Below are 18238 nucleotides of genomic sequence, written 5' to 3'. Positions count from 1 at the left end.
GACCGCCACTGACCGGCTGAAGCCGGTGAACCCCCATGGCTCCGTTGCTTCCGGTTCCGCTTGCTCCCGCGGTGTTCACCTTCCGCGACTGGCTCTGGAGTGGCGGGCTGATCGAGCTGTCCCTGGTGATGGCGGCGTTTCTGGTGGCTGCCTGGTTCGTCAACCGTTCCCGCTGACGGCGCCGGGATCAGGCGCGGTGAGCAGGTTGACGCCGGAGAAGGCCAGCGCCACGCCGAACAGGGTGCCGATCACCCAGAGACTGTCGCTGGGCCATTCCGCGATCAGTAGACCGCCCAGGATCGCGGTCACCAGACCGTCGGCGATCACCAGGCCCCGGGCCTGGCCATCGGCAGCGGCGCCGGCGGCCAGTTCCATCACCCCTTCGAAGGCCATGAGCAGGCCGACGAACAGGGTGAGGCTCACCTCACTGCTCACCGGAAACACCAGAATCCAGAGGCCACCGCCCACATACAGCAGCCCGCTGAGGCCGCGAAACAGCTTGGTGCTGAGGTCGCCGCCGCCGGTGAGACGCAGCAGCTGGGAGATCCCGCCTGCCACCGCCACCCCGCCCAGCACGATCGTCAGCAGCGTGGCGGACACGAACGGCAGGGCGATCGACAGGCCGGCAGCAGCGAAGACCAGGGCGGCAGCCAGCCAGCGCAACGGCTTGGACGCAGGAATCGACATCGGGCACGGTCTCGCGAAAGCCAACGCTAAAGGCAGAACCGGGACTGGCCTTCTCCCCCTGGATGACCCGCACGCTCCGATGTGTCGGGTTGCACAAACGCACTAGCTTTATTTCTTGATAATGACGCACCCGCCCGAAGCCAAGCTTCAAGGTGGAACCAGCCATTCCCCTCTGCGGCCATGCTCGAGCTGTTGCCCCAGCTCAACGATCGCAACCTTCCCTGGATGGACACGATCCATCCGATCGTCGTCCACTTCGTGATTGCCATGGCCCTGATCGCGTTCCTGTTCGACGTGATCGGCCGCCTGGCCGGCAAGCCTGAGCTCTATGAGGTGAGCTTCTGGAACCTGCTGTTCGCCACCGCGGCGATCTTCGTGGCGATCATCTTCGGCCAGGTGGAAGCGGGCCTGGCCAACCCCTATGGCGAATCGCGCGAGATCCTCAACCTGCACAGCACGATCGGCTGGGCGCTGGCCGGCATCCTTTCGGTGCTCACGGCCTGGCGTTACGTGATCCGCAGCAAGGATCCGCGCCGCCTGCCGCTGGCCTTCCTCGGCGCCGGCTCGGTGCTGAGCGTGCTGGTGGTGGTGCAGGTGCTGCTGGGTAGCGAGCTGGTCTGGATCTACGGCCTTCACACCGTCAAGGTGGTGGAAGCGATGCGCGAGGGATTGGTGTGATGGCCCTGGGTCCGAATGGCCTCCCCTACAGCCTGCCGATTCACCCGAACCTGGTGCATCTCACCATCGGCCTGTTCATCATCGCCATCGCCTTTGATATCGCCGGGGCCCTGTTCCCGCTGGAGCGGCGTGTGTTCCGCTTTCTGGCGCTGCCGGTGACCCGCTCCGCCCTGCACGATGTGGGCTGGTACAACCTGCTGGCCTGCAGCGTGGTGAGCTTCTTCACCGTCACCGCCGGCTTTTTCGAGATGCAGCTGGCCGTGCCTCTGCCCGGCATCACCAGCAGCTTCGGCCTCAGCAGCACCGGCAGCATGCTCTGGCACGGCGCCGGTGGTCTGCTGCTGCTGCTGGTGATCGTGCTGATGACCGTGTGGCGGGGCTTTCAGCGCTATGCCTGGCGCCGCGAGATGGGGCGGCAGGTGCAGTGGAGCTACCTGGCCCTCGGCATCGTGATGTTCGCCCTGCTGGGGGTGCACGGCACCATCGGCGCCCAGCTGGCTGTCGAATTCGGCGTGCACGTCACCGCCAACCAGTTGCTGGCCGCCGGCGCCGATCTCCGTGAGGCTCTGCCATGACCAGCTCACCGCCCGCCTCTGTCAATCGGGCCGCGGTGGCCGCCGTCAGCCTCTGGGTGGGGCTGCTGGTGCTGCTGTCGCACTGGCTGGGGCAGCAGGCCTACCGCTGGCTGCCAGTGCAGGCCTCCAGCGCCGCCCCACTGGTCGACGACCTCTTCAGCCTCGAAACCGCGATCGCCTGCTTCGTGTTCGCCGGTGTGGTGTCGGTGATGGCGTACGTGCTGCTGTTCAACCGGGCCGAGAAATACGACATGGACGATGCCGCTCCGGTGGAGGGCAACACCGTGCTGGAGATCATCTGGACGGCGATTCCCCTGGTGCTGGTGATGGCGATCGCCTGGACGACCATCGGCGTCAACCGTGAGATCGGCGCCATCGGCCCCATGGACCACAGCCACGGCGACACCGCCGAGGCGATGGCCGGCGCCCCCACCGCCGAGATCCAGGTGATCGCCCGTCAGTGGTCGTGGGAGTTCCGCTACCCGGATGCGGCTGCGTCGAGCACCGAGCTGCACCTGCCGGTGGGTCGTCGCGTGAGCCTGCAGCTGGAGAGCGCCGATGTGATCCACGGCTTCTACGTGCCCGCCTTCCGCCTCAAGCAGCAGGTGATCCCCGGCCGCTCGATCGCCTTCTTCATCACCCCCACCCGCGAGGGTCGCTACCGCCTGCGCGATTCCGAATACAGCGGCACCTGGTTCGCCGCCAACCAGGTGGATGTGGTGGTGCAGAGCGAGGAGGCCTACCAGGACTGGCTCACCCGGGCGGCGGCCCAGCCCCTGCGGCCCGGCATCAGCGATGCCTCCCGGGAATACGCCCAGCAGCAATCCCGGCTGCGCGCCTCCGGCTATCCCACCGTGCCCCCGGCTCCCCCCCCAATGGTCAACGTGCCCGGCTCGAACACCCTTCCCCACGCAGGTTGACCCCCATGACCCTCACCTCTCTTGATCCCGGCATCCTCAAGGCCGCCCACCCAGTGCCGGGGGCACCGAACAACTGGAAGCGCTTTTTCAGCTTCAACACCGATGCCAAGGTGATCGGCATCCAATACATCGTGACCTCGCTGTTCTTCCTGTTGGTGGGAGGGCTGCTGGCGATGATCATGCGTGGCGAGCTGATCACGCCTGAGGCGGATCTGGTGGATCGCACCGTGTACAACGCGCTCTACACGATGCACGGCACGATCATGCTGTTTCTGTTCATGTTTCCGGTTCTCAACGGCCTCAACAACCTGTTGATCCCCTGCATGATCGGCGCCCCTGACATGGCCTTTCCGCGCCTCAATGCCGCCGCCTTCTGGCTTGTGCCAGTGTTCGGCGTGATCCTGATGGCCAGCTTCCTGGTGCCCGGCGGTCCGGCGGCCTCCGGCTGGTGGTCGTATCCACCGGTGAGCCTGCAGAACCCCCTGGGCCATCTGATCAATGGCGAAGCGCTGTGGATCACGGCGGTGGCCCTTTCCGGCGTGTCGTCGATCATGGGAGCGGTGAACTTCGTGACCACGATCCTGCGCATGCGCGCTCCCGGCATGACGTTCTTCCGGATGCCGATCTTCTGCTGGACCGCCCTCTCCGCCCAGACGATTCAGCTGATCGGCCTGCCCGCTCTCACCGGCGGCGCTGTGATGCTGCTGTTCGATCTGGTGTTGGGCACGTCCTTCTATCGCCCGGAAGGGGGCGGCGACCCTGTGCTCTATCAGCACTTCTTCTGGTTCTATTCCCACCCGGCGGTGTATGTGATCATCCTGCCGGTGTTCGGCATCTTCTCCGAACTGTTTCCCGTGCACGCCCGCAAGCCCCTGTTCGGCTACGTGTTCGTGGCGATGGCTTCGCTGGTGATCGTGGGCCTCAGCCTGGTGGTGTGGGTGCACCACATGTTCCCCAGCGGGGTGCCCCAGTGGATGCGGGATCTGTTCATGGTGTCCACGATGCTGATCGCGGTACCCACCGGCATCAAGGTGTTCGCCTGGCTGGGCACCCTGTGGGGGGGCAAGATCCAGCTGAACACACCGATGCTGTTTTCCCTCGGTGGCCTGTTCAACTTCGTGTTCGCCGGTGTGACCGGCATCATGCTGGCCACGGTGCCGGTTGACATCCACGTCAACAACACCTACTTCGTGGTGGGCCACTTTCACTACGTGATCTACGGGGCTGCCACCATGGGGGTGTATGCGGCGATCTATCACTGGTTCCCTAAATTCACTGGCCATATGTATTTCGAAGGGCTGGGCAAGCTCCATTTTTTGCTCACCTTTGTAGGCACCAATCTCAACTTCTTCCCGATGCATCCGCTCGGGTTGATGGGCATGCCCCGGCGCGTATCGTCGTACGACCCGGAATTCGCCTTCTGGAACGTGATCGCCAGCCTCGGCGGCTTTCTGCTGGGGGTGTCGATCATTCCCTTCCTGCTCAACCTGGTGAGCTCCTGGGTGTGGGGGCCCAAGGCGCCGGCCAATCCCTGGAAAGCCATCGGCCTGGAGTGGCTGCTCCCCTCCCCTCCTCCGGCCGAGAACTTTGAAGACAACGTTCCCACCGTGATCAGCGGCCCCTACGGCTACGGCACGGGCAAACCCCTGGTGGAGCACCAGGAGGCCTATGAACGCGCCCTTCAGGAGGCCTGAACCATGACCACCCTTCCCTCAGCGGCGCCCGCCGGCCCCGGCCCGGCCCATGGCGAAGGCCACGCCAGCCACCCCAGCTACACACTCACCGGCTTCATCATTTTTCTCTGCTCCGAGAGCGTCATTTTTCTGGCGTTCTTCGCCGCCTATGCGCTGCTGAAATCCACCGCCACCAGCTGGTTGCCGCCGGGGGTGGAGGGTTTGGAGTGGCGCACCCCGCTGCAGTTCACAGTGGTGCTTGTGTCGAGCAGCGGCACGATCGCCGTGGCAGAGCACTTCCTCGGCCAGAAACGCCTGTGGGCCTTCCGCGCCTTCCTGCTGCTCACGATGGCGATGGGCTCCGTCTTTCTTTATGGCCAGGCGAGTGAATGGAGCGGCCTTTCGTTCGGCTTCACCAGCGGCACCTTCGGCGGTCTGTTTTATCTGCTCACCGGCTTTCACGGCCTGCATGTGGCCACCGGCATCCTGCTGATGGGCCTGATGCTGGGGCGCTCGTTCTATCCAGGCAACTACGACAACGGTGAACAGGGTGTCATCGCTGTTTCCCTGTTCTGGCACTTCGTGGATGTGATCTGGGTGCTGCTCTTTCTGCTTCTCTACGTCTGGCAAGCATGATCATTGATGACACCCACTACGACGTCATCGTCGTCGGCAGCGGCGCCGGAGGCGCCACCCTGGTCAGCGATCTGGCGGCGAAGGGCCGCTCGGTGCTGCTGCTGGAGCGGGGCGCCGCCTTGCCCCGAGAAGACCAGAACGTCGCGGATGTGGACCTGTTCCGCAAAGACCGCTACCACCCTGGCGAGCAGTGGTTCGGCACCGATGGCGATCCCTTCTCCCCCCAGGCGGTGTATGCCCTCGGCGGCAACACCAAGATCTGGGGGGCGGTGCTGGAGCGGATGCGGGAGCAGGAGTTCGGCCCGTTGCGCTATCAGGAAGCCACCGCACCCTCCTGGGGTCTCCCCTACAACCACTTCGCCCCCTGGTACGACCGGGCGGAAGCCCTCTACCGCGTGCATGGCCGCCAGGGGGTGGATCCCACCGAGCCCAGCCGTTTCGCCGCCTACGCCCGGTCGCCGCGGCCGCTTGATCCCTTGCTGGAGGAGCTGCGTGAAGGCCTCCGTCGCCAGTCGTGCCATCCCTACGACCTGCCGCTCAGCTGGTCGGAGGATCCGGCAGACCCCAGCGGCGATGCGGAGCTGTTCGGCGTCACCCCGGCGCTTGCGGGCGCCGGCACCTGCCTGCGCACCAACGCCAGGGTCAACCGCCTGCATGTGAATCCCGGCGGCACGGAGGTGCGCGGAGTGGAGGCGGAGATCGACGGCCAGAACTGGCTCTTTCGTGGTGATCAGGTGGTGCTGGCCGCTGGCGCAGTGAACACGGCGGTGATTCTGCTGCGCTCTGTCTCAGATCCCCATCCCGCCGGCCTGGCCAACGGCTCCGGCCAGGTGGGCCGCAACCTGATGCGGCCCCAGCTCACGGCGATCCTGCAGCTGGCGGCCCGGGCCAACTCCGGCGCTTACTCCCGCAGCCTCGGCGTCAACGACTACTACTGGGGTGACAAGAACGTGAGCTTCCCGCTCGGCCACATCGAGAGCGGCGGCGGCGTGCTGCAGGACGCCCTGTTCGCCGAATCCCCGCCGGTGCTTTCGCTGGTGACCCGGCTGCTCCCCAACGCGGCGTTGCGGCAGCTGGCGGCCCGCTCGGTGTGCTGGTGGGCGATGACTGCGGTGCTGCCCGATCCGGACAATGCGATCACCCTGCGGCGTGACCGCATCCGCATCCACTACCTGCCCAACAATCTCGAAGCCCACGACCGGCTCGTCTACCGCTGGATCGACACCCTGCGGCGCACCGAAAAGGACCCTCTCACCCAGGTGGTGCGTCCCTCGCCGGTGCATCCCCGCGGCGAAGCACCGCTGGCGGTGATGGGCTATGCCTGCGGTACCTGCCGCATGGGCAGTGATCCGGCCAGCTCCGTGGTGGATCTGGCGGGGCGCAGCCATGAAGTGGCCAACCTCTGGATCGCCGATGCCAGCGTCTTCCCCAGCTGTCCATCGGTGTCGCCCGGCCTCACGGTGATCGCCAATGCCCTGCGCGTGGCGGATGCCTTGATGCACGCCTCCTAGGCTGTGTCACTGGGCTTTTGGATCGGAGCCACCTGATGGCAGGACACGACGGGTCAACGCGCGGCGGCAGCACCATCCTGGCCAGCGCTATCGCCGGGGCCGTGGTGGGAGCGGCCGGGCTGGCCTGGTGGCTGCTCGACGCCGCTGAGCGCCGCCGGCTGGCCGAGCGCCAGCGCCGTCGCCTCACCCTCTCGCGCTTTCAGGATGGCCCCAGCGAGGGAGAGGGCTACATCCGTCGCCCGCTGCTCGAAAAGGAGCTGCAGCACAAGGTTCAGGAGCTCAACCAGGCCATCGAGGATGTGCGGCGCCAGCTGGAGTGCCTAACCCCGGACAACTGATCCGCCCGCTGGCCCAACAGCCTTCAGCCCAGGCGCCAGCCAAAGGCCCGCCTCACGGCTCCTCCGGCTTGGAACCCCTCCCGCCGCACGCTGTGTTCTGCGGACACTCCTGACGCGGAGGCTTTTCCTGCGGATCGGTAGGTTGATCTCCGGTGTTCCCCTGCCTTCCATGCTCCGCTCCGCCGCCATCACCGCAGGTGTCCAGCGTTCCCCCAACCGCGCCATGTTGCGGGCGGTGGGCTTCGGCGACGGCGACTTCGACAAGCCGATCATCGGCATCGCCAACGGCTACAGCACGATCACGCCCTGCAACATCGGCCTGAACGACCTGGCCCGGCGCGCTGAGCAGTCCGCCCACAGCGCCGGTGCCATGCCCCAGATGTTCGGCACCATCACCGTCAGCGACGGCATCTCGATGGGCACCGAGGGGATGAAGTATTCGCTCGTGTCGAGGGAGGTGATCGCCGATTCGATCGAAACCGCCTGTAACGCCCAGAGCATGGACGGCCTGCTGGCGATCGGCGGCTGCGACAAGAACATGCCTGGCGCCATGCTCGCCATGGCCCGCATGAACATCCCGGCGATCTTCGTCTATGGCGGCACGATCAAGCCCGGCCGGCTTGGTCCCTGTGATCTCACCGTGGTGAGCGCCTTCGAGGCGGTGGGTCAGTTTTCGGGGGGCCGCATCGATGAGGCGGAGCTGCTGGCGATCGAGAAGAACGCCTGCCCCGGTGCCGGCAGCTGCGGCGGCATGTTCACCGCCAACACGATGAGCTCGGCCTTCGAAGCGATGGGGCTCAGCCTGCCGGGCAGTTCCACCATGGCGGCGGAAGATCCGGAGAAGGCGGAGAGCGCCGCCCGTTCGGCGGAGGTGCTGGTGCGTGCCATCGAGGCGAACATCCGCCCCCGCGACCTGATCACCCGCGAGGCGATCGAAAACGCGATCAGCGTGATCATGGCCGTCGGCGGCTCCACCAACTCGGTGCTGCACCTGCTGGCGATCGCCCGCACCGCCGAGGTGCCGCTCAGCATCGACGATTTCGAAACCATCCGCCAGCGGGTGCCGGTGATCTGTGACCTCAAGCCCAGCGGCCGCTACGTGACGGTGGATCTGCACCGGGCCGGCGGCATCCCGCAGGTGATGAAGCTGCTGCTCGATGCGGGCCTGCTGCACGGCGACTGCGGCACGATCGAGGGGCGCACTCTGCGTGAGGTGCTGGCCGATGTGCCCAGCGAGCCCCCGGCCGGTCAGGACGTGATCCGGCCCCTCTCCAATCCGCTCTATGCCAAGGGGCACCTGGCCATCCTCAAGGGCAACCTGGCGGAAGAGGGGGCGGTGGCCAAGATCAGCGGCGTCAAGACCCCCGTGATCACCGGCCCGGCCCGCGTGTTCGAGAGCGAGGAAAGTGCCCTGGAGGCGATCCTGGCAGGATCGGTGGGGGCCGGCGATGTGGTGGTGGTGCGTTACGAGGGTCCCGTGGGTGGCCCCGGCATGCGCGAGATGCTCTCCCCCACCGCCGCGATCGTGGGCCAGGGGCTGGGCGAATCGGTGGCGTTGATCACCGATGGCCGCTTCAGTGGTGGCTCCTACGGCATGGTCGTGGGACACGTGGCACCGGAGGCGGCCGTGGGCGGCACCATCGCGCTGGTGGAAGAAGGCGATAGCATCACCGTGGACGCCCACCAGCTGCTGATTCAGCTGAACGTTGACGCGGCCGAGCTGGAGCGCCGACGCGCTGCCTGGGTGGCCCCCGCCCCCCGCTACCGCACCGGCGTGCTGGGCAAGTACGCCCGCCTGGTGAGCAGCAGCAGTCTGGGTGCCGTCACCGATCCGGTCTAGGCCTGCCAGGGGGCTCGCCTGCAGGGCCTGCAGCCTCTGCAGGATCCTCACCGTGTGCATCGGAGGGGAGGCTGAGCAAGGCGCGCAGACGCCGGGCCAGGGCTTCCAGCGGGGCGCCGGCCGGCGGCCGCTCGGTGCGCAGCCCCGTTTCTCCGTCCATCCAGACGGGGTGCTGGCCGTGCCAGAGCATCGGTTGCTCCGGTTGCTCCGGCCAGCTGAGCATCATGTGGAGGTCGTTGCCGCTGCGGTAGAGCTCCAGCTCGATGTCCTGCTGCGGCAGCCGCTCCCCGTCGATCCCCCGCGGCTGAAGGCGCAGGCAGCAGTCGCCAGGCCCCGCGGAGCTTTCACTGGCGGAGCCTTGACAGCCGGAGGCCCCGCTCGCCATGGCTCCCACCACCGCATGGCGGTGCGGTTTGAGGCAGAGATCGGCCGCGGCGGCGATCCGCCGGCTGAGCTCATCGGCGGCGCTCACGGCACCGCTCGCACCGCCACCAGAGCCAACTGCAGCGGGCCGGCCCGGAAGCCTGCGTTCAGCTGGCCGTCGTCGCCGAACTTGGAATGCAGCACCTGCAGCCGCGTGACCCGGCCGGGATCGAAGCGCAGCGGCAGGTTCAGCGGGCGGGCCCGCACCGAGGCCCGCAGCTGAGCGAAGGGAATCTCCACCCGTTGGGGCGGCTGGTCAGGCGCGCTGACGCTGGTGTCGAACTCCGCCACCCAGCGCAGCCCGCCGGGGATCAGCTCGGTGAGCCCGGCGACGCCATCGGCGCAGGCCACGGCCAGCTTGTAGCGGCGGCCGTCGCCACGCAACTCCAGCTGCAGGGCGCGGTAGTCGCCCAGGTTCAGGGGCGGGGAGAACAGCGGCGAGCGGCAACTCACGAAGCCACCGCCCTGCTCCACCACATCGGCCTCCAGCACCAGCCCCTCCGGGCCGATGCGGCAGACGCCGCTGCTGCGTCCTCCCATGATCGTGTCGTTCAGGGCCAGCCACCCGCTGAACCCGTCGCCGCTCACCACCACCAGCGGTGCCACCATGCCAGCCGGCTCCATCAAGGCTCCAAGCCTGCCGCAGCGGCGGGATCGGCGAGGATCAGCACCGGAGTGAGGGGCTTCACTAGCCGGGCCGGGGTGCGCACGGCCGGCTCGTTCGGATCAAGCAGGCGTTGCAGGGCCTGGCGCTTGCCTGCCCCGCTCACCAGAAACACCACCTGGCGCGCGGCACTCAGCACCGGTGCGGTGAGGGTCACGCGGGGCAAGCCCTTGCCCTCGCTGATCGTCACCGGGCGATCCACCACCGTGGTGGCTGCCGTGCCTGGAAACAGCGAGGCGGTGTGGCCGTCTTCTCCCAGACCCAGCAGCACCACATCCAGCACCGGCGGATCGCCGGGGCAGAGGCGAGCCAGCACGGCCGCGAAGGCGGCGGCGCTGGCTTCCGGCGTGTCCTGATCGGTGGGGACGGGATGAAAGCAGGCCTCCCGGCCCGGGCCGGCGGCCAGCAGGGAGCGGCTCAGCAGCAGCGCATTGCTGGAGGGGTCGTCGGCCGGCACCCAGCGCTCATCCCCGAGCAGCACGTCCACCCGGTTCCAGGGCAGGTGGGCCGCGCCGAGATGGCGATAGGCGGCCTCCGGGGTGGTGCCACCGGCGAGGGCGATCTGGGCCCGCTCCCGCTCCGCCAGCGCCAGGTCGATGGCAGAGGCGATCGTGGTGGCGGCGGACTCCGCCAGCTGCTCCTGCCCCCCGGCTACCACCTTCAGCTGATAGGTGGGCGATGGGGTGTGCTCCATCAGAGCCACTCGGTGTGGAAGGCACCGTCGCGGTCCACCCGCTGATAGGTGTGGGCGCCGAAGCAATCGCGCATGGCCTGCAGCAGGTTCTGGGGCAGGCGGGCGGTGCGGTAGCTGTCGATGTAATCGAGCGTGCTGCTCAGGCAGGGCACGGGAATGCCGGCCTGGGCGGCATCTGCCACCACCTGGCGCAGGCCGGGCAGCCGGCGGTTGATCTGTTCGGCGAACCAGGGGTCCACCATCAGGTTTGCCAGACCCGGATTGGTGTCGTAGGCGTCCTGGATGCGCTGCAGCAGGCGGGCGCGGATGATGCAGCCCCCCTTCCAGATCTGGGCGATCGCGGACAGGTGGAGGTTGTAGTCGTGCAGCTTGGAGGCTTCCACCAGCAGGGCCATGCCTTGGGCGTAGCTGGCGATGCAGGCAAGGATCACCGCATCGCGCAGCGGCGGCAGGCCTTCGGTGGGCTCGCCGAGCTGCACGGGGTGGGGCGCCGGACCCGGCAGCACCGATTCAGCGGCCACCCGCTCGGATTTCATCGAGCTCATCACCCGCCCGTTCAGGGAGGCGTAGATGGTGGGCACGGGCACCCCCATTTCCAGCGCGCTGATCACGGTCCAGAGGCCGGTGCCTTTCTGGCCGGCCACGTCGAGGATCTTTTCGACCAGGTCGCCGCCATCCTCAGGATCGCGGGTGCGCAGGCACACCTCGGTGATTTCCACCAGATAGGAGGAGAGCTCCTCCAGCTGGTTCCAGCCGTCGAACACATCGGCCATGGCGATGCCATCGAGGCCGGCGCCGCGCTTCATCAGGTCGTAGGCCTCCACCAGGATCTGCTCGATCCCGTACTCGATGCCGTTGTGCACCGTCTTGACGAAATGGCCGGCGCCACCGGGGCCGATGTAGGTGACGCAGGGGCCGTCCTCCACCTGGGCGGCCATCTTGGTCACCAGGCTCTCAATGGCGTCGTAGGCCGCCTTGGTGCCGCCGGGCATCATGCTCGGCCCCTCCAGGGCGCCCTTGGCGCCACCGGACACCCCCATGCCGATGTAGCCGAAGCTCTTGCTCTCCAGCTCCTTCACCCGCCGCTCGGTGTCGGTGTAGAGAGAGTTGCCGCCGTCGATCAGCAGATCGCCATCCTCCAGGTACGGGGAGATGGCGGCGATGGTGTCGTCGATCGGCTGGCCCGCCTTGATCATCATCAGGATGCGGCGGGGCCGCTCCAGGCTGGCCACGAACTCCTCAAGGGAGTGGGCGCCGATGATCTGAAGGCCGGCGCCGCGGCCGTTGAGGAACTCTTCCGTCTTGGCCCAGGTGCGGTTGTAGACGACGCTGGAGAAGCCGTTGCGCTCAGCGTTGAGGACCAGGTTCTCGCCCATCACGCCCAGGCCGATCAGGCCGAAGTGCGCTTTGCTCATGTGGGTTGGGCTGCAAACCTTTCTGAGCCAGTGTGCCCCTGCGGCCCGCCCGACGCTGCCGCCTGCGCGGCTGTGTCAGCAACCGCTCAGATCACGGTGCCGTCAGCGATGGTGGCGTTCTTCTCCACCACCACGATGCCGTTGCGGATGTAAAAGCCCAGCTCCGGCCGGTCGGCTTCCTCGATGTGGTCCTTGTTCACGATCGTGACGTTGCGGCCGATGCGCACGTTCTTGTCGAGGATCGAGCGCCGCACGGTGGTGCCATTGCCCACGCCCAGCGGGATGCCGCCTCGCTCGCGCAGCACGGCCCGCTCTTCCGCCGATTCGAAGTAGTCGGCGCCCATCACCAGGGTGTCCTGAAGCACCACTTCGGCCTCGATGCGCGAGCGCACGCCGAGCACGCAGTGGTGGATGCTGCAGGCCTGCAGCAGGGAGCCTTCACCGATGATCGACTGCGTGACCTGGGTGTCGAGCAACTTGCTGGGGGGCAGGTAACGGGGCCGCGTGTAGATGGGGAATTTCTCGTCGTAGAAGGAGAACGCCGGGCTGGGTTGGTCGGTGAGCGCCAGGTTGGCCTCGTAGAACGCCCCGATCGTGCCGATGTCCTCCCAGTAGTCGTTGAAGACGAAGCTGCTGAGCTTGTCGCCCCGCGCCAGGGAGGTGGGGATGATCTCCTTGCCGAAGTCGGTGGCTTCGGGATTGCTCACCAGCAGGTCGAACAGGGTGTCGCGGCTGAACACATAGATGCCCATCGACGCCAGGTAGGGGCGCTTGAGGGCCTCGTCGGCCGAGAGGCCGTGGCGGGAGGTGTCGACCGCCATCGCTTCCAGGGCGGCGCCCTTCGGCTTCTCGCTGAACTCGCGGATCCACCCCTGGGGATCGGTGCGCATCAGGCCGAAGCCCTCGGCCTGGGCTGCATCCACCGGCAGCGCCGCCACGCTCAGGTCGGAGCCGGTGTCGATGTGGTGGCGCACGAAGCTGCTGTAATCCATCCGGTAGAGCTGGTCGCCGGAGAGAATCAGGTAGTGGTCCACGTCCCATTCGTGGAACAGCCACTGGTATTTGCGCACGGCGTCCGCAGTGCCTTCAAACCAGCTGGGGCTGTCAGGGGTCTGCTGAGCCGCGAGCACCTCCACGAACCCCTGCCCGAAGCCGGCGGAGAGGTTGTAGGTCTGGGTGAGGTGGCGGTTGAGCGACGCGCTGTTGAACTGCGTCAGCACGTAGATCTTGTTGACCCCGGAGTTGATGCAGTTGCTCACCGGGATGTCGATGAGCCGGTATTTACCGGCCAGCGGCACCGCCGGCTTGGCCCGCATCTTTGTGAGCGGGTAGAGCCGGGTGCCCGCTCCGCCGCCGAGGATGATCGCCAGAACCCGCTTCATCACTGCCCCCAAGGACTGCTGTTGTCAGCATTCGAGCACCGTACCGGAGCACGTGACCCCCGGTCGGTGGTCTGGAATTCAGCCCTCACCGCTGGACTCATCAAGCGCGAAAAGTTCATGGAGCACTTTCATGGATTGATGGCGTTGCTGGCGTGGCTGGGGCGCCCGCAGGTGGGTGACCGGGCTGTGCAGGATCTTGTTGACGATGCCTTTGGTGAGGGCTTCCACCACCTTGCGCTCCCGCGCTGAAAGGTCGGGGCCCATGCGGCTGAGCGCTTTCTGCAGCTCCTGTTCGCGGATCAGCTCCAGCTGCTGGCGGAGCCGGTTGAGGGTGGGCACGGCTTCCAGGCCGTCCCACCAGTCGAGGAACTGGCGAGCTTCCTCCTGCAGCAGCCCTTCGGCTTCGGCGGCGATCTCACGGCGGGCCTCCTGATTGCGGGCCACCACCTCCTGCAGATCGTCCACATCGAAGGCCTCCACCCCACCCAGGGCAGCGACGTCGGAGCTGATGTTGCGGGGCACGCCGATGTCGATCAGCTTCAGTGAGGAGCGGCGGTTGAGCCCCTGCAGCCGGGCGGCGTCGATGATCGGCTCATCGGCGGCCGTGCTGGTGAACACCAGCGAGCAGGTGCTGAGGCAATGGTCCAGGTCTTCGAGCGGCCGGCATTGCACCGGCAAGTCGGGAAAATCAGCCGCCAGGGCCTCCGCCCGTGACACGGTGCGATTGAGCAGCACCAGGGCGCGGCAGCCCTTGGCCTGCAGGTGCTGCAGCAGCAAGCGGGACATGCGCCCCGCTCCCACCACCGCCACCTGCTCGCCCTCGAGCGACACGAGGTCGTCGACGCCGCGGCTCTGGCCCACCTTGAGCTGGGCCAGCTCCACCGCAGCCGAGCTGATCGACACGGCGCCAGTGCCGAGATTGGTTTCGGTGCGTACCCGCTTGCCGGTGCTCACCGCCTGGGTGAGCAGCCGGTTGAGGATCGGGCCGATCGAGCCATGCTCCTGGCCCAGCCGCACCATCTTCTTCACCTGGGAGAGGATCTGCCCTTCCCCCAGCACCAGGCTGTCGAGCCCTGCCGCCACCCGCAGCAGATGACCCACCGCCTCTTCATGGTGATACGTGAAGAGGTGGGGGGTGAGTTCGCCGAAATCAAGGCCCGAGTGCTGGCTCAGGAAGGAGCCCACGGCCGTGATGCCCTGCTCCGGATGGCGCAGCAGCGTGTAGATCTCAAGCCGGTTGCAGGTGCTGAGGATGGAGGCCTCAAGCACTTGGGCATCGCCGCGCAGGATCTGGAGGGATTCCTCCATCGTCTGCTCCGGGATGCTGAGGCGCTCCCGGATTTCGACAGGAGCCGTGCGATGGCTGAGCCCGACGACGGCGATGTGCATGGGGTGGGACTCAGCGCAGCGCGACGCTTTGAGCGCCGGGCTTGATGTGGATGGTGTCCGTGAAGCGGGCGCTGGAATCGAGCGAGGAAATGATCAGGCTGCTGGTGCGGGTGCAGTCGCGCTCGAACTTGACGCCCTTGAACAGCAGGCCATCGGTGATACCGCTGCCTGCGAAGACCACGTTCTCGCCGGAGGCCAGCTCCTCGGCCTCGTACACCTTGTCGATGTCGGTGATGCCCATTTCATTGAGGCGAGCGATGTTGCCTTCCTTGGTGTAATCGGCCCACTCGGAGGTCTGGGCGACGGCGGGGTCATACACGAGCTGACCCTGGAAGTGTCCACCCAGGCAGCGCAGGGCTGCAGCGGAGATCACCCCTTCCGGAGCAGCGCCGATGCCCATCAGGCAATGGGTGCCGGTGCCGGAGAAGCCACAGGCGATGGCCGCCTGCACGTCACCGTCGCTGATGGGCTTCACCCGGGCGCCGGTGGCGCGGATCTCGGCAATCAGATCCTTGTGGCGGGCGCGGTCCATCACCACGATCACCAGCTCATTGGCGGGCAGGCCGAGGCACTCGCTGAGGATGGCGATGTTTTCCGTGGCGCTCTTGCGGATGTCCACCTTGCCTTTGGCGGCCGGCGGTGCCGCCAGCTTCTTCATGTAGAAGTCGGGCGCATTGAAAAGGCCACCGCGGTCGGAAGCGGCCAGCACGGCCATCGAGCCGTCTTGGGCGTTGGCGCAGAGGTTGGTGCCTTCGCAGGGGTCGACGGCGAAATCCACGCCGGGACCGGTGCCGCTGCCCACTTCCTCGCCGATGTAGAGCATCGGGGCTTCGTCGCGCTCCCCTTCGCCGATCACGATCCGGCCCTGCATGGCGATGCTGCCCATCCGCAGGCGCATGGCCTCCACGGCAGCAGCGTCGGCTTCGTCTTTCTTGCCGAGGCCGGTCAGGTGCGCAGAGGCGATGGCGGCCTGCTCGACGACTTCAAGCAGTTCCTGAATGAGGGTGCGATCCACAAAAGTCCGGCAGGGGGAGGGAGCGGCGGTGCCGAAGCAAGAACCGGCAGACCAGCTGCAGCAGGTTTGTTTCGGTCTCTGGCCGAGGCGACTGTATCAGCGCCCCATGGGGCGCCCCGTTGGCTGGAGAACCGGTACTGGCCTCTTCCTACAATGCTCGGGATCTCTTGCCCCGGTGGCCCCAGCCATGAGCACGAAGCCTCTGGTGATCGCCCCGTCGATCCTGTCTGCAGATTTTGCCCGTCTCGGCGACGAGGTGCGGGCCGTTGACGAGGCGGGGGCCGATTGGATCCACGTGGATGTGATGGACGGACGCTTCGTCCCCAACATCACCATCGGCCCACTGATCGTCGAAGCGCTGCGCCCCGTCACGCAGAAACCGCTCGATGTGCACCTGATGATCGTGGAGCCCGAGCGTTATGTGGGCGATTTCGCCAAGGCGGGCGCCGATCACATCTATGTACAGGTGGAAGCCTGCCCTCACCTCCACCGCAACCTCGGCCAGATCAAGGATCTCGGCAAGAAGGCCGGTGCGGTGCTCAACCCCGGCACACCGCTGGAAACCCTCGAGTACTGCCTCGAGCTCTGTGACCTGGTGCTGATCATGAGCGTGAACCCCGGCTTCGGGGGCCAGAGCTTCATCCCTTCAGCCGTGGAAAAAGTGCGCCGCCTGCGCCGGATGTGCGATGAACGGGGCCTGGATCCCTGGATCGAGGTGGACGGCGGCCTCAAGGCCGGCAACGCCTGGCAGGTGATCGAGGTGGGTGCCAACGCGATCGTCTCGGGCTCCGGCGTGTTCAATCAGCCCGATTACCGCGAAGCGATCAGCGGCATCCGCCACAGCCGCCGGAGCGAGACCGTGCTGGTCTGAGGCTTCTTGAGGGCCGGTGTGGAAGCCGTTACGGGAGCTTCTCCGGTGCCGAATTGGGACCGTAACGACGGGGCCAGGGGCTGGGCAGGGGACCAAAACGGCTGAATTCCAACTGCAAAGCCGGGCGGCCAGCGCGGTGAATCTCAACGGTCCCCAGGGGCTCCACCTTCCCCAGCTGAGGCAGCCAGGCTTCTCGCACTAGGGGCTTGCCGGGCTCCACGATGCCGAACAGCACCCCACTGGCACCCCGGTAGCCAGTGGGCGGTTGCCACCAGGCGAATCCCCTGGAATCGTTGTTGAAGGTGGTGTAGTCGGCATTCAGCTGCGAACCCAGCGCCAGAGCCAGAAAGCCCGGCAGGTCGTAGCGGTTGCCGGCGATCAGGCTGGCTTCCTGCAGCGCCTTCCAGACGACGGGGTTGCGGCGCAGGTCCCTACGCAGGCTGTCGGCAGGCATCAGCTGGGTCGAGGGGTCCAGCCCCGGGGGCAACCAGGCGTCGAGCACTCCCCAGCGCACCTGCAGGGCCAGGGTGAACAGCAGCGCTGGCAAGATCAGGGCCGTGCCCCAGGCTCCCGCCACGATCCAGCCCCGCCACCGCCGATCGTGGGGCCCGGCCAGCCAGTCTCCTGCCAGCGGCAGCAGCAGCCACCAGGCCGGCACCAACCAGCTGGAGAGCACCTGCATGCGACCAGCCAGCAAAAGGAAGACCACCAGTTGCGGCACCACCAGCCAGCGCAGAAGCTGCCGGTGAACGGTGGCACCATCCCGGCGGGATCGGGGCCACAACGCCACCAGCAGCACCACCCCGACCGTGGGGAAGAGCAGCACCAGTTGGGATAGGAGAAACAGGGGCGGGGCCGCCAGGTCATAGCCCCCCCCTCCACCAATCCGGCCACCCTGGAACAGGAAGGAGGCCCAGCCGTTGTTGAGGTTCCAGAGCCAAAGCGGCGCCGACACCATCAGCCAGACCAGCAGGGCCAGGCCGGGCCAGAAGCTGCGGAAGTGGTGCCGGCATTCCCCGTTGGCCAGGCACCAGGCCAGCAGGGAGAGCAACCACAGCAGGCCCTGGTACTTGCCCAGGGTGACCAGCCCCAGCAGAACACCGAGGACGATCGCCTCCCGGGGTGAAACGGGCACCACCCGGGGGTGTCGTGACAGCCACCAGAGCAGGGCCGCGAGGGCCAGCACCAGGGGGCTGTCCGGCAGCAACAGCAGGCCGCCGCAGAGGAACAGGACCGGAGCGACGCTGCCCAGCACGGCGCTGAGCAGGGCCGCACGCCGGCCGAACCAGCGCTCGGTCGCGCCGCTGAGCAGGGCGAGTGCCAGGGTGTAGCTCAGCAGGGAAGGCAGCCGCAGAGCCAGGATTGAACCCCCGAGCCGGGTTCCCACCCAGGCCCATAGCCCCACCGCGGCGGGATGGTCGAAGTAGCTCAGGGCCGGATGGCGGCCGTAGAAGAGGTAATAGGCCTCGTCGTAGCCGGGCGGCAGCACCATGGCCAGTTTCAACCGAACCACCAACCCGCCGAGCA

19 protein-coding genes are annotated in these 18238 nt (G+C 67.0%); 10 read left to right on the top strand and 9 right to left on the bottom strand.

All coding sequences use genetic code 11. The annotated features are described in order from the left end of the window. The first annotated feature begins 35 nt into the window (after positions 1-35). On the top strand, positions 36-176 hold the full coding sequence (locus ACXMDP_RS12645; RefSeq protein WP_259730746.1) for a hypothetical protein: 141 nt from the start codon (positions 36-38) through the stop codon (positions 174-176). Here the strand turns inward: ACXMDP_RS12645 and ACXMDP_RS12640 are convergent. After that, positions 160-687: an HdeD family acid-resistance protein gene (locus ACXMDP_RS12640; RefSeq protein WP_259730747.1), complete on the bottom strand. Its 528-nt coding sequence runs from the start codon at positions 685-687 to the stop codon at positions 160-162. The two genes, ACXMDP_RS12645 and ACXMDP_RS12640, sit on opposite strands and share 17 nt — an antisense overlap. A gap of 180 nt (positions 688-867) precedes the next feature. Between ACXMDP_RS12640 and ACXMDP_RS12635 the strand changes: the two genes are divergently transcribed. From ACXMDP_RS12635 to ilvD, 8 genes are all read left to right on the top strand, one after another. After that, a complete protein-coding gene (locus tag ACXMDP_RS12635) occupies positions 868-1365 on the top strand; it encodes a DUF2231 domain-containing protein (protein WP_094513090.1) in 498 nt (165 codons plus the stop codon). After that, positions 1365-1940: a DUF2231 domain-containing protein gene (locus ACXMDP_RS12630; RefSeq protein WP_094513091.1), complete on the top strand. Its 576-nt coding sequence runs from the start codon at positions 1365-1367 to the stop codon at positions 1938-1940. Before ACXMDP_RS12635 ends, ACXMDP_RS12630 begins: the two co-directional genes overlap by 1 nt. Next, positions 1937-2860, top strand: coding sequence for a cytochrome c oxidase subunit II (locus ACXMDP_RS12625; RefSeq protein WP_259730748.1), 924 nt, complete (start codon positions 1937-1939; stop codon positions 2858-2860). The genes ACXMDP_RS12630 and ACXMDP_RS12625 overlap by 4 nt, the downstream gene beginning before the upstream one ends. A 5-nt stretch (positions 2861-2865) precedes the next feature. Then, positions 2866-4554: a cytochrome c oxidase subunit I gene (locus tag ACXMDP_RS12620; RefSeq protein ID WP_259730749.1), complete on the top strand. Its 1689-nt coding sequence runs from the start codon at positions 2866-2868 to the stop codon at positions 4552-4554. A 3-nt stretch (positions 4555-4557) separates the two neighbouring features. Further along, the gene (locus ACXMDP_RS12615) at positions 4558-5169 is read left to right on the top strand and encodes a cytochrome c oxidase subunit 3 (RefSeq protein WP_259730750.1); all 612 of its coding nucleotides are present in this window, start codon (positions 4558-4560) and stop codon (positions 5167-5169) included. After that, positions 5166-6680: a GMC oxidoreductase gene (locus tag ACXMDP_RS12610; RefSeq protein ID WP_259730751.1), complete on the top strand. Its 1515-nt coding sequence runs from the start codon at positions 5166-5168 to the stop codon at positions 6678-6680. The genes ACXMDP_RS12615 and ACXMDP_RS12610 overlap by 4 nt, the downstream gene beginning before the upstream one ends. A gap of 35 nt (positions 6681-6715) precedes the next feature. After that, positions 6716-7018: a hypothetical protein gene (locus ACXMDP_RS12605; RefSeq protein WP_259730752.1), complete on the top strand. Its 303-nt coding sequence runs from the start codon at positions 6716-6718 to the stop codon at positions 7016-7018. 169 nt (positions 7019-7187) lie between these two features. Then, a complete protein-coding gene (ilvD, locus tag ACXMDP_RS12600) occupies positions 7188-8858 on the top strand; it encodes a dihydroxy-acid dehydratase (RefSeq protein WP_259730753.1) in 1671 nt (556 codons plus the stop codon). Here the strand turns inward: ilvD and ACXMDP_RS12595 are convergent. From ACXMDP_RS12595 to glpX, 7 genes are all read right to left on the bottom strand, one after another. Continuing rightward, positions 8842-9330, bottom strand: coding sequence for a hypothetical protein (locus tag ACXMDP_RS12595; protein ID WP_311134173.1), 489 nt, complete (start codon positions 9328-9330; stop codon positions 8842-8844). The genes ilvD and ACXMDP_RS12595 overlap by 17 nt on opposite strands. Beyond that, positions 9327-9905, bottom strand: a complete 579-nt coding sequence (locus ACXMDP_RS12590) for a CIA30 family protein (protein WP_457767231.1) — start codon at positions 9903-9905, stop codon at positions 9327-9329. Before ACXMDP_RS12590 ends, ACXMDP_RS12595 begins: the two co-directional genes overlap by 4 nt. Next, positions 9905-10639, bottom strand: coding sequence for a 6-phosphogluconolactonase (gene pgl, locus ACXMDP_RS12585; RefSeq protein ID WP_259730755.1), 735 nt, complete (start codon positions 10637-10639; stop codon positions 9905-9907). Before pgl ends, ACXMDP_RS12590 begins: the two co-directional genes overlap by 1 nt. Beyond that, on the bottom strand, positions 10639-12054 hold the full coding sequence (gndA, locus tag ACXMDP_RS12580; RefSeq protein WP_259730756.1) for an NADP-dependent phosphogluconate dehydrogenase: 1416 nt from the start codon (positions 12052-12054) through the stop codon (positions 10639-10641). Before gndA ends, pgl begins: the two co-directional genes overlap by 1 nt. Positions 12055-12140: 86 nt before the next feature. Beyond that, positions 12141-13436 (bottom strand): glucose-1-phosphate adenylyltransferase, encoded by a 1296-nt coding sequence (locus tag ACXMDP_RS12575; RefSeq protein ID WP_255101285.1) that lies wholly within the window; start codon positions 13434-13436, stop codon positions 12141-12143. Between the two features lie 78 nt (positions 13437-13514). Beyond that, on the bottom strand, positions 13515-14825 hold the full coding sequence (locus tag ACXMDP_RS12570; RefSeq protein WP_259730757.1) for a glutamyl-tRNA reductase: 1311 nt from the start codon (positions 14823-14825) through the stop codon (positions 13515-13517). 10 nt (positions 14826-14835) lie between these two features. After that, positions 14836-15840, bottom strand: coding sequence for a class II fructose-bisphosphatase (gene glpX / locus ACXMDP_RS12565; protein ID WP_094513103.1), 1005 nt, complete (start codon positions 15838-15840; stop codon positions 14836-14838). 187 nt (positions 15841-16027) lie between these two features. Between glpX and rpe the strand changes: the two genes are divergently transcribed. Further along, the gene (gene rpe, locus ACXMDP_RS12560) at positions 16028-16711 is read left to right on the top strand and encodes a ribulose-phosphate 3-epimerase (RefSeq protein WP_259730758.1); all 684 of its coding nucleotides are present in this window, start codon (positions 16028-16030) and stop codon (positions 16709-16711) included. Positions 16712-16739: 28 nt separating this feature from the next. On the opposite strand, the gene ACXMDP_RS12555 is transcribed toward rpe, so the two are convergent. Continuing rightward, complete coding sequence (locus ACXMDP_RS12555) at positions 16740-18224, bottom strand: glycosyltransferase family 39 protein (protein WP_457766934.1); 1485 nt, start codon at positions 18222-18224, stop codon at positions 16740-16742. Between the last annotated feature and the right edge of the window lie 14 nt (positions 18225-18238).

It is taken from the genome of Cyanobium sp. ULC065, assembly GCF_977927515.1.
The sequence above is the reverse complement of the archived record's forward strand: the minus strand, read 5'-3'. Positions and strand labels throughout refer to the sequence as shown.

Bases quoted from the DNA above. Each gene is read 5' to 3' on its own strand.
- ACXMDP_RS12620 (WP_259730749.1), top strand. From the start codon at position 2,866: ATGACCCTCACCTCTCTTGATCCCGGCATCCTCAAGGCCGCCCACCCA.
- ACXMDP_RS12590 (WP_457767231.1), bottom strand. From the start codon at position 9,905: ATGGAGCCGGCTGGCATGGTGGCACCGCTGGTGGTGGTGAGCGGCGAC.
- rpe (WP_259730758.1), top strand. From the start codon at position 16,028: ATGAGCACGAAGCCTCTGGTGATCGCCCCGTCGATCCTGTCTGCAGAT.
- pgl (WP_259730755.1), bottom strand. From the start codon at position 10,639: ATGGAGCACACCCCATCGCCCACCTATCAGCTGAAGGTGGTAGCCGGG.
- ACXMDP_RS12610 (WP_259730751.1), top strand. From the start codon at position 5,166: ATGATCATTGATGACACCCACTACGACGTCATCGTCGTCGGCAGCGGC.
- ACXMDP_RS12625 (WP_259730748.1), top strand. From the start codon at position 1,937: ATGACCAGCTCACCGCCCGCCTCTGTCAATCGGGCCGCGGTGGCCGCC.
- ACXMDP_RS12645 (WP_259730746.1), top strand. From the start codon at position 36: ATGGCTCCGTTGCTTCCGGTTCCGCTTGCTCCCGCGGTGTTCACCTTC.
- ACXMDP_RS12575 (WP_255101285.1), bottom strand. From the start codon at position 13,436: ATGAAGCGGGTTCTGGCGATCATCCTCGGCGGCGGAGCGGGCACCCGG.
- ACXMDP_RS12635 (WP_094513090.1), top strand. From the start codon at position 868: ATGCTCGAGCTGTTGCCCCAGCTCAACGATCGCAACCTTCCCTGGATG.
- ilvD (WP_259730753.1), top strand. From the start codon at position 7,188: ATGCTCCGCTCCGCCGCCATCACCGCAGGTGTCCAGCGTTCCCCCAAC.
- ACXMDP_RS12605 (WP_259730752.1), top strand. From the start codon at position 6,716: ATGGCAGGACACGACGGGTCAACGCGCGGCGGCAGCACCATCCTGGCC.
- gndA (WP_259730756.1), bottom strand. From the start codon at position 12,054: ATGAGCAAAGCGCACTTCGGCCTGATCGGCCTGGGCGTGATGGGCGAG.
- ACXMDP_RS12570 (WP_259730757.1), bottom strand. From the start codon at position 14,825: ATGCACATCGCCGTCGTCGGGCTCAGCCATCGCACGGCTCCTGTCGAA.
- ACXMDP_RS12615 (WP_259730750.1), top strand. From the start codon at position 4,558: ATGACCACCCTTCCCTCAGCGGCGCCCGCCGGCCCCGGCCCGGCCCAT.
- ACXMDP_RS12630 (WP_094513091.1), top strand. From the start codon at position 1,365: ATGGCCCTGGGTCCGAATGGCCTCCCCTACAGCCTGCCGATTCACCCG.
- ACXMDP_RS12640 (WP_259730747.1), bottom strand. From the start codon at position 687: ATGTCGATTCCTGCGTCCAAGCCGTTGCGCTGGCTGGCTGCCGCCCTG.